We start from the raw sequence: 26,998 nt of genomic DNA, 5'->3' as shown, positions 1-26,998 counted from the left end.
TTCATTCGATATTAATAAGTCCGCCTATGACAGCAAGCCCTTCCAATAGCAAGGCTTCACCATTTTCGAACTCGCTAATTAGTGCGTTGAGTGCAGCAACCTGTTTGCGTTTTGCAGTATTTAGCTCTTTCGTCATTTTGGGAAGAGACGCGGTTGAATCTTTAAAGCCGACCATCTGTTCACGTGCTTGGGCTAGATGCTGAAGAAGAAAGCTGGTTGCATTTTTTGTCTCGATCAGTTGTTCTGGATATAACTCCGCAGATATAGCAACGAGTTTTGTAAGAGCATTCATGCTTGAGTCGAAGGCCGCGTGCAACTGCGGAACTTCCGCATCAACGCATGCGCTGAACTTGAGCATCTCTGAAGCAACAGTGGCAATCGCCGCTCGGAACTTCTTGGCCGATGCGTTGGCTGAATTAGCTTGTAGTCGGTCAAGCTCTTCCTTGCCTTTTATCGTGCGATCAGTCAACCGCTCTTGAGCTTGTGCCAGCCGAAGTGCAATGCCTTCAATTTCTGACGTTTTCTCGCTGAAGCACTCAAGTAAGTCAAGATACCCGGCGTCGTCGTGCGCCTCACTAACGTTGAACTCAGTTGTCTGAGCGACATCTTTTTCTACAGCAATTTCAACCGTTTCCGGTTCGTTTGGTTTTTGTGCGGCCGCTGCGCGCTCTGATGATTGCTTCCAAGCTTGTACATGTCTTGTTAGGTGGAGGCTGATCAATTTTTCAAATTGATCAGCATCTGCAAAATCCCACGTAAGAAGGCCCTCCCCCTGGACTCGCTTCTTAAACTGTTGAACCTGTCCAAGCTGCCGAGGGTCAATTTTACTTGGTGAGATAGGACCGTCTTTAAAATAGAAAAGTAATCCAACTGTATCCCCACACGTGCGATAGCGTTCGAGAGCTCGGTCAAACTCTTCTTCAGTTCCAGATCCGGCTCTTCCTGTCGGAGTACCAAACCTCGACCACATTAGGCCTACAAACAAATCCCAATCTGAAGGAATTTGGTGATTTATTACGTCCTGGGCATCTTCCCCGATATCGGGGTATGCATCATCTTCCCATCTTAGAAGCTCAAGCCTAACTTCAAGACTTCTACTCCAAGCTTGGTTCCATTGGGTCACAGCGTCGGCCACGCGCGATCTCTCAGAGGACAGCTCGCCAGGTGAGGCGAGAAAAACTGATATGACTTGCTCGAATCTTGCCATGTTTCCCTGCTAAAAGTTATTGCTTAAGGTAAGGGGCGCCCATAGGCGTTGACGAAGCAATGGGTTCTCTCAAAAACTGCTAGCACATGAAAGCGCAACGCCTAAGGGGCTTAACGCTTGAATTAAGCCGACACGCCAGGCGTGTTCGGCTTGAATGAATTTCTAGGTTGATTTTTGAGGTGGTGCAGAAACACTGCTTGTTTTTAACTGAATGTCGCGCCCCTTCCGACTTATGGAGACACGCTTGTAGATTGCCATGCCGACAGCTAAAAGAAAAATTATAATTAGAACGACGCAAATCCATCCTGCAAAGGGCGCGCTCGCAGATTTAGCATCTACGGCCTGGAGGTATGCGACGAGAAATCCTACTACCCCGTTGGAACATACGGAGGCGATAAAAACCCATATCTCGTAGTCTGCTAAGGCCGATGCATCTACCATTTTTATCTTGATGGACTCTGGCACGCTGACAACGATATTGAAATGCTCTTGCGCTGGGTTTTCAGTTGGTGGCGCGTTATATGAGTCGCCATCAACGTGTTTCTGCCCGGCGGAAATCTTTTCGTCGGAGGCGCTCATTATTTAGTCCTCTGATCTATTCTTTCCCAGAGGTCGCGAGGTAGCCAGCCTGTGTAACCACCTCCTGCCATCGGGGGAGTAATTACAAGGTGAACTTTTTCTCCCGACTCTTTGATAGCAGCGATCAAGCTGTCCTTCAAGGCCCCACGCTCCTCCGCAGTGGCTACCTTTACGATATAAACATTTTTAATTGGCCTAACCCATGAGTAGCCATCTAGCGCTGCTTTCATCAGCTTCGCGGTTTCCAGCGACTTGGGGCCAGTCGACTTAACCTCCCAGCAAATCATTACGTGCATAAAATTCTCGGATAGAGACCAGAAAAGTGGGAGATCAACCTAACGCCTGAGTTGAGCCGCGCCGCGAAGCGGCGTCGGCTTGAATGAATCGTTAGGCGTCATCGCCGGCAATACCTCTGTGGAGAGGAAGCTCGGCGATGAACTGGGCCACGCGTGCGCCGCAGGAAGCCTCGGCTTCTTGCGCACATACCCTGATAAAGGCGTCTCTTTCCTCCTGTTAGGCAGATTGCAACTCTGCTGCCACCGCCTCCGAAGCGCCAACGGCAGCGTCCGGGCCAACGACATCGTCGCCGAAGAATTCCAGAAAGACGAACGCTGCGACAAGTGATTTGCAGAGCCTTTCCATAACGCCTAACTAGTATTGGACCGCCCAAGCGCGGCATAACACGATCCTCGCCGACTCCCTGACCGTGGTCAATTGCTACGAGCGTCGGAAGCTCACCGCTTTTCAGCTATGTCCCTCTGACGCCAGGTGTTATGCCGCATCAATAGTGCGGCCAAAGCCAGTGCCACGATGCTCCATGCCTTGCTCAACATTGTTTCTTCCCCCTGAAGAAATGTGTGGCTTTGCGGCTGCATTAAGTGCTGCGTGCCTTGATCCTCGCCGAGTTTTTGGGTTGCGTCAATGTGCTTGCGCGAGTGATCGCTGGCTTTATCGGCTTTGCCCTCATCCGCCCTTCGGGCACCTTCTCCCGCGTGCGGGAGAAGAGATTGGTGAGTTGGTTATGGGCTGTTTTTTGTCGTTGGTGCTGTGGTTGGGGTTGGTAGCGGCAGCGTATTGTTGAGGCTGGTAATTTCTGCGGCGTTGCCATCGGTGATGACGCGCAGTTGCGCGGCTTTTGTGTTTGCGGTGTTGGTTAGCGGCAGGCGCACCTGGGTGATGATTGGCTGCAGATTGCGTGGTGCGGCGAGTGCCGGGAACGCGGCTCTTGCCAGCTCCTTGCCACGCGCATCCTCCAGCACCACAAACCCGGCCGGTGCATCGGCATGGCCGAGGCTATGCACGGTCACTTCGATGGCGTCTGCAGTCATGCGTACGTCGCCGTGGCCGATGCCCAGGTCCGGGCGCAGTTCGACCGGGGTGGTGGCGGCGATGCGTTCGAGCTGCAGGACGGTGGTGCGGGCTGCGGGGAAGTCGATGTCGATGGAGGCGCTTTTTTCGAACGCCACCTCGCGCGTGGCACTTGCACCGTCGATCTTGCCGTCGCCATCGCGGTCCACGCCTTGGGTGATGCGCCATTGGCCCGGGGCGACGTTCCAGCCGGTCATGCTGGCGCGCTGAGGTTTACTGGAGGTGTTGTAGGCGATGACGGTGAAGCGGTCTTGCTGAGGTGCGGGGATGGCGATGGCCACTTGGGTGGCGGCTTCTGGATCGGCGAAGCGCCAGCTGACGGTGTGGCCGGGGTAGGTTTGATTGCGCTTGAGGGCCACTCCCCCTAAGCGGGCGCGTTGCAGATTGACGGTGGGAGATTCGACGCGGTCGCTCCACCAGTGGCCTTCGGTGTTCATGTAGAAGTTTTGCAGTTTCTCTCTGGCTTCGCTGCGGTAAATGGCGGCGAGATAATCGAGATTACCGGTTTGCTCCCAGGCAACAAAGTGCGGGAAGTCCGGGGCGCTGCCATCGTCTTTGTTGGCGGCATCGATGAGCTTGCCGCTCCAGTCGCTGCGCTTGCCCATGACGTCGAGGAAGTTTTCGTTGAGCAGGGAGAGGCCATTGGGGCCGCTGTTGGCGACGCGGTAGTCGATTGGCTTGAGATAACGCGCATCGCCAGTGAAGCGGTAGGCGGCCCAGAAGGTGTGCAAGGTGTCGGCGCCGCCGCTGCCTTCGAACAGTTCGCCGCCGCGGGTTTTGCCGGTTTGCCAGTTGATCTCGTTGGGCAGCGCCCAGTTGCCCTTGGCGTTGGTGTAGGCGTGGGCGAGATAGCCGTCTGCCAAGCCGGTGACGATGCGGCGGCTGTTGGGGTCGGCGTTATAGCCGCCCAGCAGGATGGCCGGGTGCACGATGGGGAAGGAATACGGTTTTTGCCATTGCCAGTTGGGCTCGCGGTAGACCTTGCGGCCGCCGAACCAGTTGCTGGCGAACAACAGGTGGCCTTGCGGGTTGACCTGGATGATGGTGTCGAAGGCTTTCACCGTTTCCATCAGGCGCTCGACGGTGCGCGGGTCGCCCCAGTTGAGGTACAGCAGGGCGCTGTTGAGGTTGATGCCCTCCTCGTAGGAATGCAGCTCATCGGTTTCGATGGTGGACAGGCCGTTGGTGAACATGCCGTTGCGGTAGTTGGCCTCCGACAGCGCCAGCATGGAGGCGTTGAGCATGTCCGGGTCCACGCCCATCAGGGCGACGCCGGGCCACTGCTGCACCAGGTCCGAGTCGTCGGAGATGCCGCCGCCGAAATCGCCGTAGGCCACCTGGCGCTGCTCGATCCACCAGCGGATGTAGCGGCGCGTGGCGCTGAGGTCTTGCAGCTGCCAGAACGCCCAGGCGGGCACGCCCTTGGGCACGCTGGGCATCTCGACAGGCAACGCGCCCTGGTTGGCGTAGCTGATGTCGTTCCAGTACTGGCGGCCGAGGGCGTGGTCCGGGTCCACGCGCAGCAGGTCGGTGATGTCGGCATCCAGGCGCTTGTAGAGCAACTGGCGCTTGGAGGTGGTGTGCTCTTCCACCAAAAAGCCCCAGTTGTCCTTGACCTGATTGAAGCGGTCGGCGACGTGCTCGGTGATGGCCTCGGCGCGCGGCTTGAACACCAGCTGCAGTTGGGTGCCGTCCAGCGTGTTGGCATCGAAGCCGGGCGCGGCGGCGGCGATGCTGAGCATCAGGCTGTCGTTGCTGAGGATTCTGTCGCGCAGATCCAGCCACAGGGTGCGGGCCTGGCCGGGGGTAACCGCGACCGAGACATCGATCATGTCGCGTGCGGGCCAGATGGGGTCCTTGATGCGGATGTTGAGCGGGATGCTGCCGTTGTGGGTGGCCGGCAGGTTCAGCGCCGGCAGGGTGATGGCGATGCCGTCCAAGCCGTCGTGCATGTTCTCCCAGCCGTAGGACCAGCTGCGCATCAGCGCCTGGTCCGGCGGCGGGTCGCCCAGGCTGGAGGGCACCAGGATGTGCACGATGGGCTGCTGCGCGCCTGCTGCGGCCTTGTCGCTGGGGCGCTTGCGTGCCGGTGCCTTGGTGGGCAGCGCGATGACGGTCTGGCGCTCGCCCGGTGGGTAGCGGCCGGCGATGACGTCACGCAGCGGGGCGAGGTTGTCGTAGTCCGGCTGGATGTCGCTGCGCACGGTGTAGCTGAGCTGCGCGCTGCCTTTGGGCACCTCGCCTGGTTGCACGTTGTAGGCCCAGATTTCCTGGATGGGGGTTTCCTGCGCGGTGTTGGCAAAGCGCAGCGTGCCGCCGCGGCGCTGGGCGAACTGGTCCACGCTGCGCACCACGCCTTGCTTGCGGTCGAACAGCGGCTGCGCTGGTGCGTTGGGCGCGGCATAGCTAGCCTGGCCGTAGGCGGCACCGCGCAGCTCGATGCGGTTGACCGGCTCGTCCGGGAGGGTGAGGTCCAGCACCTTGCCGCCTTCGACGTAGGTGTTCCAGTCCGGCAGCTGGAAGTAGTCGTTACGGCCGGGCAGACGCGAGCGGTTGTAGACGCCGGGCCAGGTGGTTTCGGCGATGCCGTCGGTGGCCTTCCACATCCATTGCTTGAGGTCGCGGGCGTCGGCGAATTCCACCTTGCGGATGCAGGTGACCGGTGCGTCCAGCAGTGGCGGTGCGTGGCCGTTGTCCCAGCCGTAGCGGTGCAGGAAGGCGGCGTGTTGCGCGTCGCTTGTGGATGCTTCAGCGGTGGCAGGCTCCTGCAGCCGTGCCAGCGCGGCGGCGCCGCTGGCGTCGAGCATGCGGTCGTAGATGCGGATCTCGTCGAAGTCGCTACCGCGCAAAAAGTTGTAGCGGCTCTGCACCTGGTGCGGCGACATCACGCGGCCGGCCAGGCCGAACTGATCCAGCGCGGCGTCGTAATCGAGCGCGCCACCGTTGGCGCAGGGCGCACCGCACTCCACGCGTGCGGCCTCTTTGCCGTCCACGTACAGGCGCACGCCGCGGGTTTCGTCCCAGGCAAAGGCGATATGGGTCCACGCGCTGGCGCTGGGGTTTTTATCCAGCTTGAAGGAGACGCGGGTGCGCGCGAGGTTGGCATCGGTGACGAAGGCGTCGAAGCCGTGGCCGTTCCAGTCGATGCGCAGCCAGGCCATGTCCCAGCTGGTGTGGTCGGCGTAGCCGACGCGGAAGATCACGAACGGCGCTTCGCCGACCGGGTAACGCGAACGCCAGAAAAAGCCGAGCGTGCCGCGCTGGGTGTAGAGGTTGCCGGGCGCATTCCACGACAGCACGCCGTCGTCGGCCCATTCGATGGCATTGCCGCGTTTGCCGGTGGGCACCAGCGCGATCTTGTCGCGGAAGTTGGGGACGCGATCGCCGCGGGCCACATCGGCCTCCAGACTGCGATCGGCCGAGACCCGGAACAGCAACTCCGGGGCCGTGGGGGTGGCCGCACTCAACGGCAGCGCGATCAGACACAACAAACCCATCCAAACCTTCAGCACACGCACCTCGTCTCTTTCAAAACCACTGCCGCACCGCATGGGCGACAGACACTGCAACGTGCCACCGCAACGCAGCACGCGGCGCACGCTTGGCGGCGAGCACGCGGGCCGGCACGTACGAGAGTACATGCCGTGCCTGGGTGCTGCGCGCGCCAGCATGCGCCGCGTGCGGTGGTGCGATCGCTGCGTCCACTACAGCCCGTTTGCGGCCTTCCACTTGGGAATCTCGTCCTTCAACAACTTGTCCGGCCAGGTGCCATGCCAGGCATAGCCCACGCGGCGTTCGTTGGGCACCTGCATGTAGTCGGTCAAGGCCTTGCCCTCGCGGTTGGCATACAAGGGGCGTTGATTTTGCAGGTCGTAGAAGCGTGCCCATAACGACGCACCGGGTTGCGCGACCAGGATCACGTCCTTGCCGGTTTCCTGGTTGGGGTCGTCGATTTTCTTGGTGGCCAAATCGCGCATGCGGTGGGTGTCGAACCAGACACCGGCCGATTGCACCGCGGTCTTGATCTTGGCCGACGGGTTGGGCTGGCGCATCAAGAACCGCACGATGCTCACCGACTCGCTGGACGACAACGAGGCCAGTTCATACGCGCGTGCCTTGGCCGGCTTGAGCGTGACTTCGTCGTACTGCGCGCCCCACACGGTGAGCGTGCTGCCGATCTTGACCTGGGTGGCGAGCACGCATTCCAGGCCCTTGGTGACGGCCTGCACTGCGCGTGCGCCGTGGCTGCTGCGCAGCTGCGCGCCGGTGTCGCCCTTGCCCTCACCGATGTCCTGCAGCAGGTTGAGCACGCGCACCATCGCATCGTCGTTGTAGGTGATCTGATGGTGATAGGACGACAGGTCCGGGTAGAACTGCGGCCAGCCACCGTTGGCGTACTGCGCCTTGAGCAGATAGTCCACGCCACGGCGTGCAGCAGCGATGTACTTGGCGTTCTTTTCGTTCTTGAAGGCGGTGGACAGGTACGTGATTTCGGACGTGGTCGCCTTGTTGTCGATGGTGGCGTCGTCCTTGCGCCCGGGCTGTTGCAGCTCAGCGATTTCGGCGGCGGTAAAGGTGCGCGTGTAGTCCACCGCCACGCCCTTGTACTGTTTGGACCAGCCACCGGAGGCGGTCTGCAGCAGCAACATGTTGTCGGCGATCTTGTCGGCCATGGCCGACAGTGGGGCCAGCAGCAACGCGGTGGTAAATGCGAGTGTCGATAAGCGGATCATCAGAACGGCCTCCAGCTGCCCAGGATGGTGTTACGGTCCAGCGCGGCGGCCTGCGCAGCGGTGAGCTGGCGCGACCACTTCACGCGGCGCGACGGGTTGGCGCCGTTGCCGCTGCTCTGGTATTCGCTGTAGCGGGCGGTCGCCTCGTTGGCGGTATTGCCCCAGTTGTTCCAGCCTTCGGGCAGGATGTGTGCGCCCAGCTGGCTGCTGATGAAGCTGACGCTGGCATACGGCCGCCACGGGCGCCCGAGGTGCACGCGCGACACACCGCTGGCGGCGGTGACGCGGGCATTGCGAAACACGAAACCGCGCGCACTTTCCTGCGGGGTGGAGGCGGCGGTGAGATAGCCATCGCCCAGCGAGTGCAGTTGCACGTTTTCGAACAGCGCGGTGCCGGCGCCGAACACGAAGTCCACCGTGCCTTCGACATAGCAATCCAAAAAGTACGACAGCTTGGCGCCGCGCAGGTACAGCGTGTCCTGGTAACCGAGGAAGCGCACTTTGCGGAACGCAGCGCGATCGCCATCTACACGCACCGCCACCGCCTGCCCCACCGGGCCTGCGTGATTGCCCAAGGCGAGTTTTTCGGCAGTGAAGTCGTTGCCGGCGATGATGACGCTGGACGAGCCGGAGGTGCCGTATTCCTTTCCGGTGGCCGGATTGATGCGCGAGGCGTAGTTGTCGTAGGTGATGATGGTCTGGGTGGGGCCGGCGCCGGTGAGCTTGAGCGCCGGTGCGTTGGACGGCACCACGATCAGTTCCTGGTAGGTGCCGGCGCCGATGTTGATCTGCGCGCGTTTACCGCCCTGTACGGCGGCGTCGATGGCGGCCTGTACGGTGCGGTAGCCGGCGCTGCCCTGCTTGGCCACGGTGTAGACCGGGTCGGCGGCCAGGGCCACCGTACTGCAGAGCGAGAACCCCGCCAGCATGGCGGTGGCAGCGAGGTTGCGTAACACGATCCTGCGATGCAATTGCATTGCTGTGCTCCTGTTAGAACTTGTAGCGCGCGCCGACGTAGTACTGGCGTCCGGTGACGGTGTATTTGTCCGGCAGTTCCAGCGTGGAATCGACGTAGCGACGGTCGGGGGTGTCGAGGAGGTTGATCGCCTCAAAGGTCAGCGACAGGTGGTCGTTGAGCTTGTAGGACATGTTGAAATCGACGTTTTCAACGCTGTATTTGCCGGTGACATCGGCGGTGACCAGACGCTTGCCGTCCAGGTCGTAGACGTCTTCCTGGGCGAGGATGTTGTTGATGTAGCCATCGCGATAACTGGTGGACACGCGCGCACTGAAGCGGCCGTCGTCGTAATAGACGGTGGCGTTGTAGGACTGCGGCGAGAGATTGAGCAGGTCGCGCTCGGTGGTGGTGGTGGTGATGCTGGTATTGCTGTTGCCGGCGGTACTGAACAGGTAATTGATCTTGGAATCGACCTGGGTGTAGTTGAGCTGCACGCCGAAGTTGCGCCAGAAGCCGGGCAGGAAATCGAAGGCCTGCTGATACGTCAGCTCGAAGCCCTTGAGCGGGCCGCCGGGTGTGTTGAAGTAGCTCTGCACATTGAAGATGGTGTCCGGGGTGAAGCCTGCGGGCAGCAGATCCAGCGAGTAGCCCATCGCTTCCCAGGTGGTGAGCACGCGGGTGCGCTGTACGTAACTCTGGATGTCCTTGTAGAACACCGCCGCCGACAGCAGCGAGCCTTCGCGGAAATACCATTCGGCGCTGAGGTCGTAGTTGGTGGAGCGGAACGGGTCGAGCTTGGGATTGCCCAGATTGATCGAGAAAAAGCGCCCATCGTCGAAGAACTGGGTGGGGCCGCCGCTGACGCTGGGCGACAGGTAGGCCAGCGTGGGGCGTGCCATGGTCTTGGCCGCACCGAAGCGCAGCACGACCTCATCGCTGACATCCCAGGACAGGTTCAACGAGGGCAACACATCGCGGTAGTTGTGATTGACGGTGGTGGGCACCAGCAGGCGCTCGCCGGGATTGGCGGTGGCGCTGGCCACGCCGAAGAACGACTCGCAGTTGGGCGAGATGGCGCCGGAAGCGGTGGCCGTGCACGGTGCATAGCCGCTGGCGGCGATCTGCGTCTGCACGTAGCGCACGCCCAGGTTGCCGCGCAGCGCGCGACCCCACAGGTCGGTATTGAAATCCAGCTGCAGATACGTGCCCAGGCTCTTTTCGTTGACCGCGAAATTATTGTTGGACGAGCCGAAATGGCCGACATCGGCCAGGCGGTAATCGCCACCGGGCACGCCGGTATCGCAGTTGCAATTGATGTTGAGCAGGTCGGCGACTTTCTGGAAATCCGGAATCACCCAGGTGGTGGGGAAGTTGCCGTTCAAGCTGCGGCCGAAGCCGTCCAGCGTGGTGTTCAGATCGCCCACGCCCACGCCGGCCGGCAACGCTTGCGCCAGGCGACCGTAGGAGACATGGCGCGACTCGGTCGTCTCCATGTCGTAGTCCTTGTAGGCCAGACCGGTGCGGAAGGTGAAGGTGGAATTGATGTTGAATTCCAGATCTAGCTTGGCGGTGTCGAAGGTATTGCTGACCGACTGCGGATTGAGCCGCACCTCGCTGATGTTGGTGCCGCGCGCGGTGCCATTGCTGTTGACCGGCACCGCGCCATAGCCCAGCCACTGCCAGTTGTTGGGGTCGGCGGCGTCGAACGGGAACGTCATGCTGGGGTAATCGCCACCGTTACGCCGGTCCAGCACGAAACCGTCGAGGTTGGTGTTGTCGAAGCTGACCAGCGAGAACACCGGGCGCTCGTAATCGGAGGTGGAATGGCCGACCAGTGCAGTCATGCGCACCTGGTCGTTGAAGCGGTGCGCCAGGTCCAGGTTGAACTGCTTGAACTCGGTGGATTCTTCGATGGTGCTGGATTCGGTGCGGTAGTCGACATTGTCGAACACGCCGTAGGTGAGGCGGTTTTGCTCGTCCACCTGCGCTTCGCGCACGGCGATCTGGGTCTTGCCGCCGAAGTTGGCGGTGCGGTGCAGGTTGGCGCCAACCGAGTCTTCGCGCTGGTCCTTGTCTAACTTGGAATACAGCAGGTCGACGTTGAGCAAGGTGTCGTCGCTGAACTTGAATTGCAGTGCGCCAGTAACACCGAGCCGCTTGATCTCGTGATCGGTGCGGATATAGCGCGGGTAGCGCGGAATCCAGGCATCGGTGGCGGTTTCGTAGGCCTGGATGTTCTCGGGCGTATTGGCCGGGCGCGCGATGCCGGTGCCGCAAGTAGTGGCACTGATGCCGTAGCTGCCCCAGCCGTTGTTGCGGTCCTGGTTGGCCTGCGAGCCCACGCCAGCGCGCGTTTCATTCGACAACGGGTTGCGCGGGGTTTGCGGGTTGTAGCCTACCGGCGAGCAGAACCCGTAGGTGCCATTGTTGGTGGCGGTGCTCTGGTTGGAGTTGCGGTAGTTGCCGTGCTCCCAGCGCACCGGGTTGTAGCCTTCTTCGCGCAGATGGCGCTCGCTGTAGGACACCGACATCAACGCGCCGACGCGACCATCGGCCCAGATATTGCTGATCAGGCCGGAGAAGCGCGGGTCTTTTTCGCGCGAGAGATCGTTGTAGCCGTACTGCGTGGACGCGGCAGCTTCAAAGCCGTCGAAGTCGAACGGGCGCGAGCCACGCAAGTCGACAGTGGCACCCAATGAGCCTTCGTCCATCTGCGCCGACTGGGTCTTGCTGATGGTGACGCGGCTGAACAACTCGGAGGCAAAGGTATTGAAGTCGAAGCCACGGCTGCGGTTGACGCCATCGCTGCCGCTACCGGCGGTGGCCAATGCTTCCAGCCCGTTGATGCGCACGCGGGTGAAATCCGACCCCAGGCCGCGCACCGAGATCTGCTTGCCCTCGCCGCCTTCGCGGTCGATGGAGACGCCGGCGATGCGCTGCATCGATTCGGCCAGATTCAGATCGGGAAACTTGCCGATGTCTTCGGCATAGATCGCATCCACCTGCTCCACGCTGTAACGCTTGGCGTCCAGCGATTGCTGCAGGCTTTCGCGGTAGGTGGCCTTGACCTGCACACGGTCCAGATCCACCGGGTCGGTGGGCGTGGTGGGCGGACCGACGGTTTGCGCGGCAGCGCCGACACCGTGCAAGGCCAGCACGATGGCCACCGACAGACGCGCGACGGACAGGCGGGCGCCTGCCGCGTGGGCAGGACGACACGAACGGGCTTGCATGATGCGGCTCTCTCCCTGGCACTGGCTGCAAAGACGCGCTCAGCCCCCCAAGGCCATCGGCGTCGCACGAAACATCTCGCCCACCGCGTTGCATGCGCGCCCGAAAAACCGGGCGCAGGACGTCATCGCGATCAGGCGTTGGAATCAGGCCCGCTGCGCGTGTGCGCAGCGGGCGGACACGCTTTTAGAACTTGTAGCGGGCGCCGAGCAGGAACTGGCGACCGGTTTCACCGTATTGCAGCGGCAACTGGCCGGTGCGCGGCGAGGACACCCACTCATCGGAGGCTTCGTTGGTGAGATTGATGCCTTCCAGGCTCAACTCCAGCTGCTTGCTGATCTTGTAGCGCAGCGAGGCGTCGATCATGGTGGTGCCGGTCATGCCGTGCACGCCATCGACGTTGAAGCCGGCTTCCGAGCCCGGTGCCTGGGTCAGGTAGTCGTCGCGGTTGGTGGCCGACACGCGCCCTGCGAAGGATTCGCCTTCGTAGAACAAGGTGGCATTCCACGACGAGCGCGACAGCCCGAGCAGATCGTTCTTCATCACCGGCGCGCCGCTGCTGGCCAGGTACTGGATCTGCGAATCGACCCAGGTGTAGTTGAGCTGCACGCCCAGGTTGGCCCACTTGCCCGGCAGGAAGGTGAAGGGCTGGGTGTAGTTGGCTTCCACGCCCTTCAATTCGCCGCCCGGAGTATTGAGCGGAATGCTGAAGGCGAAGTCGTCGTTGACGGTGGCACCGGTGCCGTCCAGCAACGAGGCCGGTAGGCCGCTGCTGGAATACGGGCGTACTTCGCGCGCGGTCTGGATGAAGCTTTCGATGTCCTTGTAGAACAGGCCAACACCGACCATGGCGCCTTCGTTGAAGTACCACTCCAGGCCGAGGTCGACGTTGGTGGCTTCGATCGGGTCCAGATCCGGGTTGCCGCCGGCCACGGTGCGCGATCCGCCGGCCACGGCCACGGTGACGCCGGGGGTGAGGCTGCCCAGGCCGGGACGGCTCATGACCTTGGCCGCACCCAGGCGCAGCAGCAGGTCGGGCATCAGCTCGGCGACCAGATTGAACGAGGGCAGCGTGTTGTTGTACTTGCGGCCCACGGTGGTCTGCGTCGGGATGTTGTTGATCAATGCGAAACCGGTGGACTCCTGCTCGGTGCGCACGTAACGCACGCCGAAGTTACCCGACAGCGGAATGGAGCCCAGGTCGGTGGAGAACTCGCCCATCAACCACACGCCGCGGTCTTTTTCTTCGACGCTGCGGCTGTTGTTGACGCGCGGAGCCACTGCAAAGGTGCCGCTGTTGCTGTAGATACCGAACTGATCGGCCACCGCATCCAGGTTGGGCACGACCCAGGCGTTGGGGCTGCCGTTGATGCCCTTGAGCCCGGCCTGTTCGGTCAGGTCTGCCGGCACGATGGTGGTGCCGTTGGCGAAGGTGGGCACGGCCAGCTCGTTGGCACGGCGCAGTTCGACGGTGCTGAAGGTGTAGTTCTTGGCCAGCACGCCGCCCTTGAGGCGGAAGCCGGGGCTGACGTTCCAGTTGAAGTCGATCTGCCCGGTGTCGAAGTCGTTATCCACCGACTGCGGACGCAAACGGATTTCGGCCAGCTCCCAGCCATTGGGATTGGTCGGGTCGATCCCGTAGTTCAGCACCGGCGCGCGGTTGTTGCCGCGGTAGTCGTAGCTGTACCCGTCGACGTCGTACTTGTCCATGATGATGGTGGTCTGGATCGGGTTCTCGTGCGCAGAGCGCGAGGTCCCCACCCGGGCATTGACGCTGAAGGCATCGTTGAAACGATGCTCCATGTCGAAGCTGATCTGCTTGAACTCGGTGTTCCACTCGTCGTGGCGGTTTTCGGTACGGATGTCGACGTTGTCGAATTCGCCGTAAACCAAGGCGTTGTTGCGGATTTCGCCGTTGCGCACGATGGTGGCCGGCTTGCCGTCACGCACTGCACGACGCGGGGTGAGCCCGTCGCGGTTGCGGCTGAAGGAGATCGCTTCGATGTAGTGCTCGTCGCGCTTGGCGTCGATCTTGGAATACAGCATGTCCAGCGACAGCGTGGTGCGGTCGGACGGCTTCCACTGCAGCGAGCCGGTGATGCCCAGGCGCTGCTGGTCGTGGATCTGCTGGGTGTAGCGCGGGAAGCGCGGGTGGTAGACATCGGCCGAGCGCGCGGCGGCGAACGGCGAGGTGGCGCTGAAGCCGCCGTTGCTGGGGCCATTGGCCCAGCGGCCGGTGTTGGAACCTTCTTCCAGCACTTCGCGCTCGGTGTAGGCCACCGACAGCAAGGCGCCGAAGGTGTTGTCGGCCCAGGTATTGGCGATCAAGCCGGCCACGCGCGGGTTGGCCTTTTCGGCCATCGCGTTGTAAGCGGCCTGGGTGCTGGCAGCGAAGGTGAAGCCGTTGTAGTCGAACGGACGCGCGGTGCGCAGGTCGACGGTGGCGCCAAGCGAGCCTTCTTCCACATCGGCCGAGGCGGTCTTGCGCGCGATCAGCTGCGAGAACAGGTCAGAGGCGAACACGTTGAAGTCGAAGCCGCGGCCGCGGTTGGTGCCACCGCTCTGGTCGCCGGCGCCCACGGTGGTGAGCGCTTCCATGCCGTTGATGCGCACGCGGGTGAACTCCGGGCCCAGACCACGCACCGAAATGGCGCGGCCTTCGCCGGCCTCACGGGTGATCACCACGCCAGGGATGCGCTGCAGCGATTCGGCCAGGTTGAGGTCGGGGAACTTGCCGATGTCCTCAGCGACAATCGCATCGACCACGCCGGCTTCGCCGCGCTTGATGTCCAGGGCCTTTTCCACCGAGGCGCGATAGCCGGTCACCGTGACGGTGTCCAGGTCCACGGCCGGTTCTGCAGGCGCTTGGGTGGTTTCTTGTGCTGCCAGGTGGCCGCTCAGCGCCAGGCCGATCGACAACGCCAGCAAGGTAACCGGTGTCTTCCGGTTGGTGGTCCGAAATTGCATGTCCTCCCCTCCCAAGGGTCCATGAACAATGTGAAATGCGGGGGTGTGAGCGGCAATGACACCGCTGGTCAAAACGACGTTACCAGCTGAATCGTCGTTCAACATCTTGCAGCGCAGCAGAAAACGTCACCATATTTGCCCTAAAGGGGTGCAAGCGGTCGCTTCAGGTCGCATCATGACGCTCGCCCGCCGGGTTTGCTGCCGGCTAGAATGACACCGATGGTCATCGTAACGCGTCACCGGTCCCCTACCCTGTGACGCACCACACAGCCGAGGTACTACCGCATGAGTCGAGCCCGCATCCTGTGTTTTGGAGAGTTGTTGCTGCGTCTGGGGGCGCCTGGTCATGAGCTGCTGTTGCAGCAGCCGCGACTGGACGTGCATTGCGGTGGTGCCGAAGCCAACGTCGGCGTGTCGCTGGCGCATTTCGGCCACGACGTGGCCATGGTCAGCACCGTGGCCGACAACCCGCTGGGCGCCTCGGTGCTGGGTGAGTTGCGTCGCCACGACGTGGACACGCGGCATGTGCGGCGGGTGGATGGCCGCATGGGCCTGTACTTTTTGACCACCGGCGCGATCCATCGCCCCAGCGAAGTGGTCTACGACCGCGCCGATTCGGCGTTTGCGCTGGCGTCCGCCGATGCCTACGACTGGCCGCGCCTGCTTGAGGGTGCGCAATGGCTGCATCTGTCCGGGGTGAGCCCGGCGCTGGGCGCCGACGTCGCGCAGGCCACGCTGGCGGCAGCGCGCGCCGCGCGGGCGGCCGGGGTCAAGGTGTCGTTCGACGGCAACTACCGGCCCAAGTTGTGGCAGCGCTGGCAGGGCGATGCGCGCGGCATCCTGCATCAGCTGTTCGACTGCGCCGATGTGGTGTTTGCCGACTACCGCGATATCGGTGTGGTGCTCGGTGGCGAGTTCCCGCAGGACACGCTGGAGGCGCGCGTGGAAGCGGCCGCGCAGCAGGCGTTTGCCGCATTCCCGCAGCTGCAGTTGATGGCCTGCACGCAACGCGTGGCGCATAACGTGGACCACCACAGCCTGGGCGCGATGCTGGTGCCGCGCGAGGGCGCGGTGGCGCGGGCGCCCAGCGAAGAACTCACCCCCATCATCGACCGCATCGGCGGTGGCGATGCGTTTGCCGCCGGCGTGCTGCACGGCCTGATCGAAGGCTGGTCACTGGACGACACGGTGCGCTTCGGCCTGGCCGCTGGTTGTTTGAAGCACTCGATTCCCGGCGATTTCAATCCGCTGTCGGTGGCCGATGTGCAGGCGTGCGTGGGCGATGCGCGATTCGATGTGAAGCGGTGAGGAGCGGGGAATCGGGAATCGGGATTGGGGAATCGTAAGAGCGCTTTCATGCCGCTGCTCTGACCGCGTTGGAACGATGAGGCATCTTGAGCTAGCCCCTGTGCGATCTAGCGAACCTCAGATCGACACGGGCTAGCGGCGCGCGCGGCGCTTGTTGATGACCCACGCCATTGCGGCACTCACCAGCACCACGCAGACCGATGCCGGGACGCTGAAAAACGCCGCAATCAACAGCGCGTTCTGCCAGGGTGGTGCTGAGCCATCCTGCATCACCGCGGCGCAGACTACCGCGGTGGTGATTGCGAGATTGGCCAGTGCCTTGAGCGCGCCATGCACCCGAACAAAGCGCAACAGCACAGCGCAGGCGGTGCTGACGAGCAAGGCCAGCACGAGATGGGCGATGAGTTTGTCCATTGGGTGCCAGGAGTGGGAGTGGTGATTGGGGATGGATGCCGCGTTATTGACGCAACGGTGCGTGCATCCAGGGTGCGATGAGGAACACACGCGCAGATCGCCTTTCCCTCGGGAAAAGCTGCCCGACGGGCGGAGGAGAGGAAGGCCGCTAGACGTTGCGCCATCCGCCTGGCTGGCAATGAAGGCGTTAGCGAGCGCGCCGGATGCGTCACCAGCAGCCGCGACGCAGCACTGCAGTAGCGCGCCGTATCAGCGCATCGATAGCGCATCGCGCCGCAGAACCACGCAACCACAGCAACACCACGGCCTGCCCCCATAAGAACGGCCGGGCATCACTGCCGGCCGTTTTCTGTAGCTCCGTGTGTGCGGAAATTGGGAGAGTAGGGAGCCACGCTCTTGCGATTCCCCATTCCCCATTCCCGATTCCTCACCCCAACTCGATGCAATCGAAGCTCACGTCCGTCGCCACATCGGCGTCGTAATCCACGTCGTCGCGCTCGAAGCCGAACAGTTTGAGAAACTCGTGCTTGTAGCCGGCGTAGTCGGTGAGCGCGAACAGGTTCTCGGTGGTGACCTGCGGCCACAACGCCTTGCAGGCATCCTGCACGTCGTCGCGCAGTTCCCAGTCGTCAAGGCGCAGGCGGTTTTCGTCATCCAGCTCGGCCGGCTGGCCGTCTTCGCGGTACAGACGCTCACGGAACAGGCGGTCGAGCTGGTCGATGGTGCCTTCGTGCAAGCCCTTTTCCTTCATGATCTTGTAGACCATGGAGATGTACAGCGGCATCACCGGAATCGCCGCGCTGGCCTGTGTCACCACCGACTTGAGTACCGCCACATTGGCGCTGCCGCCGCGGGCGGCCAGGCGCGCGTTCAAGCGTTGCGCGGTGTGGTCCAGGTCCACCTTGGCCTTGCCCAGCGCGCCGTGCCAGTAGATCGGCCAGGTGATTTCGGTGCCGATATAGCTGAAGGCCACGCTGCGTGCGCCATCGGCGAGCACGCCGGCGCCTTCCAGCGCGTCGATCCACAGTTCCCAATCCTGCCCACCCATCACGGTGATGGTGTCGTCGATCTCCTGCTCGGTCGCCGGCTCGATCGAGGCCTGGATGATGGCGTCCTTGTTGGTGTCGATGGCGGTGGCGGTATAGGTGTTGCCGATCGGCTTGAGCGCCGAGCGCTTCACTTCGCCGCTGCCCGGCAGCTTGCGCACCGGCGAGGCCAGCGAATACACCACCAGATCGACGCTGCCGCCCATCTCGGTCTTGATCAGCTCGATCACTTTTTCGCGCGCCGCATCCGAAAACGCATCGCCATTGATCGACTTGCTGTATCGGCCCGCGGCCTTGGCGTGTTTGTCGAAGGCCGCCGAGTTGTACCAGCCGGCGGTGCCGGCCTTGGTGGCGGTGCCGGGTTTTTCGAAGAACACGCCCAGCGTGTCCGCACCGAACCCGAACGCGGCAGTGATGCGCGAAGCCAGGCCGTAGCCGCTGGACGCGCCGATCACCAAGACCTTCTTCGGGCCGTCGTTGCGCACGCCGCGCGTGCGCGTTGCCGCGATCTGCTCGAGCACATTGCGCTCGCAGCCAAGCGGATGCGTGGTGGTGCAGATGAAGCCGCGCACTTTGGGATGGATGATCAACGTGGACTCCTGGTCAGCAAGATGCTGGCGGCATCTTAATCGGTGCACCGCATGCGAAACAGCCTGATGCGTAACACACGCTGCTGTATGGAGGGCGATGCGCCCGCGCGCGGCGACTGCCTGCCACGCGCGTCGCCCTGCCAGCCACCGGCCCGCCGCGCCCGACAGCACTGCCCTGCGCTCGCGCGTCACACCGTGTGAAGCGCGACGCCGGGCAATTGCCGCCGCAACAGCTGTGCTATTTTTCGGGGCTGCCGTGCCGTGCCTGTTGGCGATTGTCCAGGCCCCTTCCAGTTGTACGACCGGTATCCGAGCGATGTCTCTTCGTAGCGAGCGCGTCACGCAGCTGAGCTCCGTTCCGCGGTTCCGCCTCGGCCCGCTGCTGGTCGAGCCCGAGCGGCTGACGCTGATCGACGACGGCCAGACCATCACGCTGGAACCGCGCATGATGGAAGTGCTGATCGCACTGGCCGAGCGCGCCGGCGAAGTGATCAGCGCCGAGCAGCTGCTGATCGAGGTGTGGCACGGCAGCTTTTACGGCGATAACCCGGTGCACAAGACCATCGCGCAGCTGCGCCGCAAGCTGGGCGACGACAGCCGCCAGCCGCGCTTTATCGAAACCATCCGCAAACGCGGCTATCGGTTGCTGCCCAAGGTGGTGTTTCCGCAGGAGTATCGCGGCGCGGTGATCGGCACCGGGTCGTGGGCGCAGGGCAGCCCGTACGTGGGCCTGCAAGCGTTCGACCCGGCGCATGCAGAGGTGTTTTTCGGCCGCAGTCACGCAATTGCGCAAGTCGTTGCGGCGTTACGCGCGCAGCTGCACAGCCAGCGCGGGCTGGTGCTGGTGAGCGGGGCGAGCGGCTGCGGCAAGACCTCGTTGCTGCGGGCCGGCGTGGTGCCGTTGCTGTCGCACGCCGGCGGGCTGGATGGGCTGGAAGCGGTGGCGGTGACGTACTGCAATCTGGCGCAATGCCGTGGCGGCGATGTGCAAGACACGCTCGCGCGCGCACTCGGCGACTGGTCAATCGCCGAGCGCGCGGTGTTCTCGCCCGCGCAATTGGCACGGCTTGCCGAGTGGCTGCAACACCCTGCCCCGCTGCATGCCGCAATCGTCGAAGCGCTACGGTACAGCGCCCCGGTACGCGATAGCGCGCAGACTCAGCGTCATCTGCTGCTGGTGATCGACCATGCCGAGGCCATGGTGGCCGCACCCGGCATCACCGATGCCGACCGCAGCGCGCTGGCCGCTGTATTGCAGGCGCTGTGCAGCAGCTCGCATGTGGCGGTGTTACTGCTGACCCGCAGCGACTTTTATCCGCGGCTGATCGATGCCTTGCCGGACATCGTCGAACTCAAACGCGGCGACGGGCATGTGGATCTGCTGCCGCCGCGCGACGGCGAGATCGGCCAGATCATTCGCGTGCCCGCGGCGATGGCCGGGCTGCGCTTCGAAGAAGAGCACGACAGCGTCAGCCGCCTGGACGATGTGCTGCGCGACGCCACCGCGCGCCAGCCCGATGCGTTGCCGTTGTTGCAGCATTTGTTGCATGCGCTGCACGCGCAGCGCAGCGACGATGGCCTGCTGACGTTTGCGGCCTACCGCGCCTTGGGTGGATTGGAAGGCGCGTTGGCGCACCATGCCGAAGCGACCTTTCGTGCCTTGCCGGCCGCCGCGCAGGCAGCATTGGGCGAAGTGCTGACACAGCTGAGCGTGATCCACCCCGACAGCGCTGCGGTGACCGCACGCCGTGCACCCTGGTCGGCATTGCCGACCGACGGTGCGGCGCATGCGCTGGTCGATGCCTTCGTGCATGCGCGGCTGTTCGTCAGCGAACTGGTGGCCGGCGAGCCGGGGTTTGCGGTGGCGCACGAAGCCTTGCTGCGGCAATGGCCACGCGCGGCCGAGTGGATCCACGAAAACCGCCGATTGCTGCAGGCACGCAAGCGCCTGCAGCTGGCCGCGCAGCGCTGGGCAAGCGAGGGCCGGCGCACCGATCACCTGCTCAACAGCGGGCGCCCGTTGAGCGAAGCGCGCGAAGCCGCACGGCGCATGCCGCAGGATCTGGATGCGGTGGATGTGGCGTTCCTGCGTGCCTGCGAGCGCTCGCAGCAACGCCGCCGCGGCCTGTATGCAACAACCGCCACCTTGTTGGTGGTGCTGGCCAGCGCATCGCTCTTGCTCGGTTGGCAGGCGCGCCAGGCCCAGCAAGTGGCAGAAGAGCGCCGCGATCAGGCCCAGCAACTGGTGAGCTACATGCTGGGCGATCTGGCCGAGCAGTTGCGCACGGTGGGCAATCTCAAGCTGCTCGACAGCGTAGGCAGCCGCTCGCTGCGCTATCTGGAAGATCTGCCCAACGCCAGCATGCAACCGGGCGATCTGATCAATCACGCCCGGGCCCTGCGGACCACCGGCGAAGTGCTGATGAACCAGGGCAAGTTGGACGAGGCGCAGGCGGCGTTTACACGTGCGGCCGCCACCGCCGAGCAGGCACGCCTGCGCGCACCCGACATGCTGGATGCACATGCGGAAACCGGCCAGGCGGCGTATTGGCTGGGGAATATGGCCTATCGCAAGAAGCAGTTCGCGCTGGCGCACACCCATTGGTCGCAGTATCTGGCCGCCAGCGAGTGGCTGGTGCGCAGCGTGCCCGCCGATCCTCACTGGCAGCTGGAACTGTCGTACGCGCTCAACAATCTGGGCATGCTGGCCAACGCGCAGGGCGATGTCGCAACGGCGATCGGATTTTTTGCGCGCGACATCGCGCTCAAGCGGGTGCTCAGCGCGCGCGCTCCGGACAATGCATCGCTGCGCTACGAATTGATCGACAGCTTGTCCGGGCTGAGCCTGGCGCAGGAGAACCAAGGCCTGCTGGCGCCTGCCGAGCAGGGGTATCGCGATCAAATCGCAATGCTGCGCGTGCTGGTCACCAAGGACCCCAACGCCGATGCCTGGCGACGACGTCTGGCGGTGTCGTTGATCCGCGTCTCCAATCTGGCGTTGGTGCAGGGTCATCTGCCCCAGGCGCAGCGCGACGCGCAGGACAGCGTACGCATCCTGCAGCCGCTGGTGGCCTTGCAGCCGGACAATCAGACCTGGCGCAGCGATCTGGGGCATGCGTATACGCAGGCCGGCTGGATCGCCGCATTGGACGGGCAGTCTGCGCAGGCCACGCAGCAATTGGGTCAGGCGCGTCACACCATGGCCAGCCTGCTGCAGCAGTCGCAGCCGCTGCCCGACTGGGAATTGCTGGATGCCATCATCGCGTTGCGCTTGCACCACATCCAGGCCGCTCAAGCGGGCAACCTGGATCAGATCGTGGCGCGCGTGGATGCACTGCACCGCGCCAAACCCGACGATCTGTCCGCTATTTCGACATTGGCACTCGCGCTGGTCTGGCAGGGCGAACAACGCGCAGCTGCGGGCGATGACAATGGCGCACGTGCTGCATGGCAGCGCGCGGTGACGCTGTTTGGCAAGGACATCGGCAACAGCCGCGACAAGAACCTGCTCGACCCCTGGATTCGTGCCCAAGTACATCTGGGCCAGCGCACTGCTGTTACGCAACAGCTCGGATGGCTGTACCAAGCGGGCTACCGCCACCCGGGGTTTGTCTCCTTCTATGCCCCGCTTCTCAAGGAACAGGACAAGTCATGACGGACTTCAGTATCAAGCTCACGGTCGCTCGGGTGGGATTCGGCGGAAACACGGGCGCTGGCGAATATTTCTACAGCTTTGCTCCGGATCTGCTGATTGTCGACAAGGACGACGGCGTATCGACGTTGACTTATCACTTCGATGAAGACGTTGTTCCCAAGCATTTCAAGATCAAGAGTTTGCTGACGACCGACGCGTTCAAACAGATCAGTGAACCCTTGATTGCCCCCGGCGGCCGCAGCGTCTCGGTCGTCAACGCCAATAGCGTCCCCACACTGATCTTTCTGACTCTCATCGTTGAAGACCCAAGCCGCAAGGACAAGAAAGGAAATAAAGTCTGGTTCAGTTGCGATCCCCAGGTCGGCAACGATCCAAAGATCAACCCGCAGGAACGTCCGCCCCGAGAATAAGAACGGCTGACCAGACGTAGCGAGCGGCTGCCAGGTCGGTGTGGACGGCGCGCAGGGACCGGCAGCGTGTGGTACGTGCCGATTCGGAGCACCGGCCGCGCCCGCCTGGTGGTCGCGCAGTGATTTTTTACTCGCTCCTCATCTGCTGCTGCACGCGGTCTGGCAGTTCGCTGCCAGGCGATGCGCCGCTCAGCTAGGTTGAACGGTCGAGCGAGAAGGACCGCGCAATGGGTGCGACCGTCAGGGCACTGAGCCGTGATGCGCTCACTGCTGGCAAGCGCCGCTGCGAATCAGTCACACCGGCGGCGTTGGATGCCGAAGTGCCAGTCGGTGGAGGCAGACGGTCGGCACCGGGAGCGCACTGTCGTGCCGGTCTGCGTGCCTGGAAAAGACGGTATGGGTCCGCCGGTTCCCGGCAACCCTGACAGACCGCTGTTTGCCTGCCGGTGGTTGCTCGCTCCCTGCGTTGGTCATAACCAGGCCGGGGACGCGTCGGGGCCGAGCGGATTGCAGGCATCTTTGTCGCAGACGCGGGCTGCGGCGCGCTGCCTGTCCAGCTCGCCAGGACCGAAGACCATGCGCAGAACAGGGTCGACCGCCGACGGCTTGGTCAGCAATGCGGCCTGGGCCCAGGGTGCGGGCAGTTCGGCCTGCGTTGGGCCTGACCAGCCCACCATGACGAGCAGAACGAGAAGCACAGCGACGGATCGGGGTTGGCGCATGACGGACTCCGCAGCAGACCGGAACGCGGCGCGTTTCCGGGCGGCGCCAGTGGCCGCCGGATCACCTTGGTGCGCGGCCGCTCGCCAGACCTGACGGCAACCTTACGGTTGCTGGTGGAAGCTGACGGATTCTGGAAACCCTTTTTGAAACAGCTAGATAGAGCAGGCGTGCGGAGTGAGGACTGGTTGGCGGACCGGCGTGCTTGGCGTCGCTGCCTGCCTTCGCCACAGCTGCGTAACCTTTAGGAAAAGGGGCATTTGGGTGCAGCTCTTGGGTCAACCCAGGGGTAAAACTGGAGTGACTGGCCGCTGGCACCGAGCCATGCGGACTGGCTGCTGGGCTGTTACTTCTCCCTTTGCGCGAAGCTGCTCCGCAGGGATGGGCGAGGTTGATGCGAAGCTCCGTGTCGTCAAATTCCACGGGTGGCTTCGCCCCGTACCCTCACCCCAACCCCTCTCCCGCAGGAGAGGGGCTTTAGGCTCCCCCTGATCTCCTGGACAGAGAAGATTCTCTCCTCGACAGAAGAAGATTCCCCCATCGACATGTGGATCAGCCTTGGTCAACCGGAAGCAGACGACAGGCTTCCCGGTCGCCATGGAGCTCTCCCTTCTCCCATCGGGAGAAGGTGCCCCGCAGGGGCGGATGAGGGTACGGGCGAAGCCTCGTGCCCCCCACCACGCCTGCGGCTTCGCCTGGCACTCGCACCCAATCCCCGCCCTCAGATCACCCGCAAGGTGATCGCCTTCAGCACCGCGCGGGTGCGGTCGCGGGTGCCGAGCTTTTCCAGAATGGTGGAGACGTAGTTCTTGACCGTGCCTTCGGCCAGGAACAGGGTGCGGGCGATTTCCTTGTTGGAATAGCCGCCGGCCAGCAGGCGCAGGATCGCCACCTCGCGTTCGCTGAAGGTCTCGCTCGGCGCCTGTTGGTCGCGGAACTGGTAACGCGCGCGCACCGGGTCGGTGCTGACCGGTTGCAGCAGGGTCTCGCCGGCAGCGACGCGCGCGATGGCATCGCGCAGGTCTTCCGGGGCGGCGTCCTTGAGCAGGAAGCCCTGCGCGCCAGCTTCGGTGGCGCGCAGCAGCAGATCGCTGTCGTCGAAGGTGGTCAGCAGCAGCACAGGGGTGCGGTCGCCGCGGGCGCGCAGTTGCTCCAGCGCCTGGATGCCGTCGACGCCAGGCATGCGGATATCGCTGAGCACCACATCCACCGCGGTGACGCTGAGCGCATCCAGCAATGCCTGGCCGTCGTCGGCCTCGCAGACCACCTCCACGCCTTGCTGCTGCAGCAAGGCGCGCAAGCCGGCGCGGACCAGGATCTGGTCGTCGGCCAGGGCGATTCGAAGTGAACTCATAGCGGAACGCTCGCAGTCAGATGCATGCCGCCCGTGGGGGTGAGGCCCAGATCGAGGTGGCCGTGCAGGGCCGCCAGGCGTTCGCGCATGCCAGTGATGCCGTTGCCTTCGCGGATGCACTCGGCGCGGCGGCCGTCGTCTTGAATGTCCACGCGCAGCTGCGCGTTCTCGCAGTGCAGATGCACCGCGACTTCATCGGCATCGGCATGCCGCACGGCGTTGGTCAGCGCCTCCTGCACCAGCCGCAGCAATAATTCGGCCACGCGGGCATCGGTGATGCGCACGTCCGGGTCGATGCGCAGGCGCAGCGCCGGGCGCGGGAACGGTGCGGCCAGCGCGCGCAACGCGGTCTGCAGGTCCAGGCCGCGATCGTCGCGCATGGACTGCACCACGTTGCGGATGTCGGCCAGCAGTTCGGCAGACAGCTGCTCCAGCACCGCAATGTCGTCGCGCTGCGCCAACGCGGGGTCGGCGCTGAGCAGGCGCAGATTGATGCGCATGGCGGTGAGTTTGTGCCCGGCCACATCGTGCAGCTCGCGCGCCAGGCGCAGGCGTTCGGCATCGCGTGCGCTGTCGGCCAGCAGCGCGCGTGTGGCCAGCAGGTCGGCGTTGACGTAGGCCAGCGCATCGCGCGCGCGTTCGGCACTGCGCGCGTAGTTGGCGGTCAGCGCGGCAAAGGCCTGGAAGCTGGTGTAGATGGTCACCATCAGCAGTGGGCGCGGGAGATGCGCCTGCACGAAAATCGCATACGTGGCCGCATTGATCACCAGCATCAGCGCCAGCACCTGCGGCGGTTGCCAGCGTATCGCCGCCTGCGCGACCACCAGCACCAGCAACACCGGCGAGGTCCCGGTGCGCGGCTCCAGCCAGACCAAGGCCACCGCCAGCAGTGCCTGCAGCAACAGGGCGCCCCGCTGCGGCAGCGGCCGTGGCGGCAGCAGGTAGCGCAACAGGAACACCAGGGTGAAGCCAATCAAGGTGGCCCAGCGCCATCGCGCAGACGGTGAGAGCTCCGGACCGAACGACAGCATGACCGCCGCGATGGTGAGCATGCCGGCCAGGTTGAGCGGTTTGGCGATGTCGCGCAGGGGGGATGTCATACGGCGATGCTGACCGCCGCGTGGCCGCTCGGCAATGGTGCGCCTGCAGAAAGTGACTTCCGGCAGGTGGGATCGATGACCTGCGGCCCCTGTGCCGGGCGCAGCGCCTGCGCACACTGGCATCACCAACCCACCCCATCGCCACGGAGTTACGCCATGTCTGCGTCCAGTCTGTTTCTCGCACTCAATCTGATCTGGGGCGGCTATGAAGTGCTGCTCAGCCGCCGTCGCCGCGCCAGCGATGGCGGCGCGCACGATCAGGGCACGCTGCAGCAGTTGTGGCGAGTGCTGTATGCGGCGGTGGCCATTGCGGTGGCGCTGGCCTATAGCGGGCTGGCGCATTGGCCGCAGAGCTGGCACGCGCCGCTGCAGTGGGCCGGCTGCGCCTTGATCGGCGGCGGGTTGGCGCTGCGGGGGTGGGCCATCCAGGTGCTGGCACGCTGGTTCACGGTGGATGTGACCATCCAGCCAGACCACCAACTGGTGCGCAGCGGGCCGTATCGCCTGCTGCGTCACCCGTCCTATACCGGCGCGCTGATGGCCTTCTACGGACTGGCGCTGGGCATGGGCAATGCGTTGTCGGTGGTGGCGATCGTGGTGCCGGTGACGTTGGCGTTCCTGCATCGCATCCGGGTCGAAGAAGCCGCACTGCAACGCGCCTTCCCGGTTGCCTACCCGGCCTATGCCGCGCAGAGCCGTCGCTTGCTGCCGCTGGTGTGGTGAGTTGGCAGCAGCACCTGCAACGCTGCAGGGCTTCGCGCGCTCGCACACCGGTTCGGCCTGCGCCACATGCACGCGGGAGCAGTGCCGCACTGTCTGGTGTCGCTGCGCATCGGCCGATCTGCGACGGCCGCCACCGCTGCCGGGTTGGCGCGCTGCGTACCATCGGGCTGCGCGCGCCGCATCCCCCATCGTTGCCAGGAGAGTTGCATGCTTGCCCGCACTTACGCCGTTGTCGCCTTGGTCAGCCTGCTTGGTAGCGCTGCCGTCAACGCCGCCGATCTGGACGTGGGCATCAGCGGCCTGCGCTCGCAACAGGGCCAGTTACGGATTGCGGTGATCGCCACCGCCGCGCAACTGGATAGCGCCCAGCCACCGGTGCAGGCGCAGACGGTGCCGATCACCGGCAGCGCACCGCATATCCAGTTCAAGAATCTGGCGCCCGGGCGCTACGCGGTGATGGTCAATCACGACGAAAACGCCAACGGCAAGCTGGACACCAACCTGATCGGCATGCCGGTGGAAGGCTACGGCTTCAGCAACAACCCCACCGGCATGCGTAAACCCGGCTTCGACGAAATCGTCTTCGACCTGCCGGCCAGCGGCAAACGCCTCAGCGTGCAGATGCGCTGAGGCCC

General features: G+C 63.6%; 18 protein-coding genes and 1 other RNA gene. 6 read left to right on the top strand and 13 right to left on the bottom strand.

The window, feature by feature from the left end:
• Position 1: 1 nt before the first annotated feature.
• Together RQH86_RS15145 and RQH86_RS15140 are read right to left on the bottom strand one after the other, a co-directional pair.
• Positions 2-1,207: a hypothetical protein gene (locus RQH86_RS15145; RefSeq protein WP_311238060.1), complete on the bottom strand. Its 1,206-nt coding sequence runs from the start codon at positions 1,205-1,207 to the stop codon at positions 2-4.
• Between the two features lie 162 nt (positions 1,208-1,369).
• Positions 1,370-1,786: a hypothetical protein gene (locus RQH86_RS15140; protein WP_311238061.1), complete on the bottom strand. Its 417-nt coding sequence runs from the start codon at positions 1,784-1,786 to the stop codon at positions 1,370-1,372.
• Between the two features lie 375 nt (positions 1,787-2,161).
• Between RQH86_RS15140 and RQH86_RS15135 the strand changes: the two genes are divergently transcribed.
• Positions 2,162-2,410 carry a hypothetical protein gene (locus RQH86_RS15135; RefSeq protein WP_311238062.1) on the top strand — a complete coding sequence of 83 codons (249 nt, stop codon included), beginning with the start codon at positions 2,162-2,164 and terminating at the stop codon, positions 2,408-2,410.
• Between the two features lie 395 nt (positions 2,411-2,805).
• Here RQH86_RS15135 and RQH86_RS15130 read toward each other — a convergent pair whose 3' ends face one another.
• The 5 genes from RQH86_RS15130 to RQH86_RS15110 form a co-directional block, all read right to left on the bottom strand.
• On the bottom strand, positions 2,806-6,651 hold the full coding sequence (locus RQH86_RS15130) for a LamG-like jellyroll fold domain-containing protein (protein WP_311238063.1): 3,846 nt from the start codon (positions 6,649-6,651) through the stop codon (positions 2,806-2,808).
• Positions 6,652-6,858: 207 nt separating this feature from the next.
• Positions 6,859-7,887: a pectate lyase gene (pelA, locus tag RQH86_RS15125; protein ID WP_055852922.1), complete on the bottom strand. Its 1,029-nt coding sequence runs from the start codon at positions 7,885-7,887 to the stop codon at positions 6,859-6,861.
• On the bottom strand, positions 7,887-8,864 hold the full coding sequence (locus RQH86_RS15120) for a pectinesterase family protein (RefSeq protein ID WP_311238064.1): 978 nt from the start codon (positions 8,862-8,864) through the stop codon (positions 7,887-7,889). Before RQH86_RS15120 ends, pelA begins: the two co-directional genes overlap by 1 nt.
• A 13-nt stretch (positions 8,865-8,877) precedes the next feature.
• On the bottom strand, positions 8,878-12,078 hold the full coding sequence (locus RQH86_RS15115) for a TonB-dependent receptor (RefSeq protein ID WP_311238065.1): 3,201 nt from the start codon (positions 12,076-12,078) through the stop codon (positions 8,878-8,880).
• A gap of 184 nt (positions 12,079-12,262) precedes the next feature.
• Positions 12,263-15,043, bottom strand: coding sequence for a TonB-dependent receptor (locus tag RQH86_RS15110; RefSeq protein ID WP_055852913.1), 2,781 nt, complete (start codon positions 15,041-15,043; stop codon positions 12,263-12,265).
• 285 nt (positions 15,044-15,328) lie between these two features.
• On the opposite strand from RQH86_RS15110, the gene RQH86_RS15105 reads away from it, so the two are divergent.
• Positions 15,329-16,351 carry a sugar kinase gene (locus RQH86_RS15105; protein WP_311238066.1) on the top strand — a complete coding sequence of 341 codons (1,023 nt, stop codon included), beginning with the start codon at positions 15,329-15,331 and terminating at the stop codon, positions 16,349-16,351.
• Between the two features lie 132 nt (positions 16,352-16,483).
• On the opposite strand, the gene RQH86_RS15100 is transcribed toward RQH86_RS15105, so the two are convergent.
• Both RQH86_RS15100 and fabV read right to left on the bottom strand, forming a co-directional pair.
• Positions 16,484-16,765 (bottom strand): hypothetical protein, encoded by a 282-nt coding sequence (locus tag RQH86_RS15100; RefSeq protein ID WP_311238067.1) that lies wholly within the window; start codon positions 16,763-16,765, stop codon positions 16,484-16,486.
• A 427-nt stretch (positions 16,766-17,192) separates the two neighbouring features.
• A complete protein-coding gene (fabV, locus tag RQH86_RS15095) occupies positions 17,193-18,401 on the bottom strand; it encodes an enoyl-ACP reductase FabV (RefSeq protein WP_311238068.1) in 1,209 nt (402 codons plus the stop codon).
• Positions 18,402-18,717: 316 nt separating this feature from the next.
• On the opposite strand from fabV, the gene RQH86_RS15090 reads away from it, so the two are divergent.
• Both RQH86_RS15090 and RQH86_RS15085 read left to right on the top strand, forming a co-directional pair.
• Complete coding sequence (locus tag RQH86_RS15090; RefSeq protein ID WP_311238069.1) at positions 18,718-22,056, top strand: winged helix-turn-helix domain-containing protein; 3,339 nt, start codon at positions 18,718-18,720, stop codon at positions 22,054-22,056.
• Complete coding sequence (locus RQH86_RS15085) at positions 22,053-22,466, top strand: hypothetical protein (RefSeq protein WP_311238070.1); 414 nt, start codon at positions 22,053-22,055, stop codon at positions 22,464-22,466. Before RQH86_RS15090 ends, RQH86_RS15085 begins: the two co-directional genes overlap by 4 nt.
• Before the next feature lie 4 nt (positions 22,467-22,470).
• On the opposite strand, the gene RQH86_RS15080 is transcribed toward RQH86_RS15085, so the two are convergent.
• From RQH86_RS15080 to RQH86_RS15065, 4 genes are all read right to left on the bottom strand, one after another.
• A non-coding RNA gene (locus RQH86_RS15080) (sX9 sRNA) lies at positions 22,471-22,543 on the bottom strand.
• 393 nt (positions 22,544-22,936) lie between these two features.
• Positions 22,937-23,188, bottom strand: coding sequence for a hypothetical protein (locus RQH86_RS15075; protein WP_115552481.1), 252 nt, complete (start codon positions 23,186-23,188; stop codon positions 22,937-22,939).
• A gap of 719 nt (positions 23,189-23,907) precedes the next feature.
• Entirely contained in the window at positions 23,908-24,540 is a 633-nt protein-coding gene (locus RQH86_RS15070; protein ID WP_104616036.1) for a response regulator transcription factor, read from the bottom strand.
• Complete coding sequence (locus RQH86_RS15065; protein WP_311238071.1) at positions 24,537-25,763, bottom strand: sensor histidine kinase; 1,227 nt, start codon at positions 25,761-25,763, stop codon at positions 24,537-24,539. Before RQH86_RS15065 ends, RQH86_RS15070 begins: the two co-directional genes overlap by 4 nt.
• A 33-nt stretch (positions 25,764-25,796) precedes the next feature.
• On the opposite strand from RQH86_RS15065, the gene RQH86_RS15060 reads away from it, so the two are divergent.
• Together RQH86_RS15060 and RQH86_RS15055 are read left to right on the top strand one after the other, a co-directional pair.
• Positions 25,797-26,363: a phosphatidylethanolamine N-methyltransferase family protein gene (locus RQH86_RS15060; protein ID WP_311238072.1), complete on the top strand. Its 567-nt coding sequence runs from the start codon at positions 25,797-25,799 to the stop codon at positions 26,361-26,363.
• Positions 26,364-26,600: 237 nt separating this feature from the next.
• Complete coding sequence (locus RQH86_RS15055; RefSeq protein ID WP_115515098.1) at positions 26,601-26,993, top strand: DUF2141 domain-containing protein; 393 nt, start codon at positions 26,601-26,603, stop codon at positions 26,991-26,993.
• Positions 26,994-26,998: the final 5 nt, after the last annotated feature.

This window comes from Xanthomonas sp. WCS2018Noco2-27 (genome assembly GCF_031843525.1).
Lineage (GTDB): Bacteria > Pseudomonadota > Gammaproteobacteria > Xanthomonadales > Xanthomonadaceae > Xanthomonas.
The sequence above is the reverse complement of the archived record's forward strand: the minus strand, read 5'-3'. Positions and strand labels throughout refer to the sequence as shown.

What these genes read in the sequence shown, in the direction of transcription:
- pelA (WP_055852922.1), bottom strand. Translation starts at nt 7,887, where the DNA reads ATGATCCGCTTATCGACACTCGCATTTACCACCGCGTTGCTGCTGGCC.
- RQH86_RS15085 (WP_311238070.1), top strand. Translation starts at nt 22,053, where the DNA reads ATGACGGACTTCAGTATCAAGCTCACGGTCGCTCGGGTGGGATTCGGC.
- RQH86_RS15100 (WP_311238067.1), bottom strand. Translation starts at nt 16,765, where the DNA reads ATGGACAAACTCATCGCCCATCTCGTGCTGGCCTTGCTCGTCAGCACC.
- RQH86_RS15130 (WP_311238063.1), bottom strand. Translation starts at nt 6,651, where the DNA reads ATGGGTTTGTTGTGTCTGATCGCGCTGCCGTTGAGTGCGGCCACCCCC.
- RQH86_RS15090 (WP_311238069.1), top strand. Translation starts at nt 18,718, where the DNA reads ATGTCTCTTCGTAGCGAGCGCGTCACGCAGCTGAGCTCCGTTCCGCGG.
- RQH86_RS15105 (WP_311238066.1), top strand. Translation starts at nt 15,329, where the DNA reads ATGAGTCGAGCCCGCATCCTGTGTTTTGGAGAGTTGTTGCTGCGTCTG.
- RQH86_RS15145 (WP_311238060.1), bottom strand. Translation starts at nt 1,207, where the DNA reads ATGGCAAGATTCGAGCAAGTCATATCAGTTTTTCTCGCCTCACCTGGC.
- RQH86_RS15140 (WP_311238061.1), bottom strand. Translation starts at nt 1,786, where the DNA reads ATGAGCGCCTCCGACGAAAAGATTTCCGCCGGGCAGAAACACGTTGAT.
- RQH86_RS15120 (WP_311238064.1), bottom strand. Translation starts at nt 8,864, where the DNA reads ATGCAATTGCATCGCAGGATCGTGTTACGCAACCTCGCTGCCACCGCC.
- RQH86_RS15115 (WP_311238065.1), bottom strand. Translation starts at nt 12,078, where the DNA reads ATGCAAGCCCGTTCGTGTCGTCCTGCCCACGCGGCAGGCGCCCGCCTG.
- RQH86_RS15060 (WP_311238072.1), top strand. Translation starts at nt 25,797, where the DNA reads ATGTCTGCGTCCAGTCTGTTTCTCGCACTCAATCTGATCTGGGGCGGC.
- RQH86_RS15065 (WP_311238071.1), bottom strand. Translation starts at nt 25,763, where the DNA reads ATGCCAGTGTGCGCAGGCGCTGCGCCCGGCACAGGGGCCGCAGGTCAT.
- RQH86_RS15075 (WP_115552481.1), bottom strand. Translation starts at nt 23,188, where the DNA reads ATGCGCCAACCCCGATCCGTCGCTGTGCTTCTCGTTCTGCTCGTCATG.
- RQH86_RS15110 (WP_055852913.1), bottom strand. Translation starts at nt 15,043, where the DNA reads ATGCAATTTCGGACCACCAACCGGAAGACACCGGTTACCTTGCTGGCG.
- RQH86_RS15070 (WP_104616036.1), bottom strand. Translation starts at nt 24,540, where the DNA reads ATGAGTTCACTTCGAATCGCCCTGGCCGACGACCAGATCCTGGTCCGC.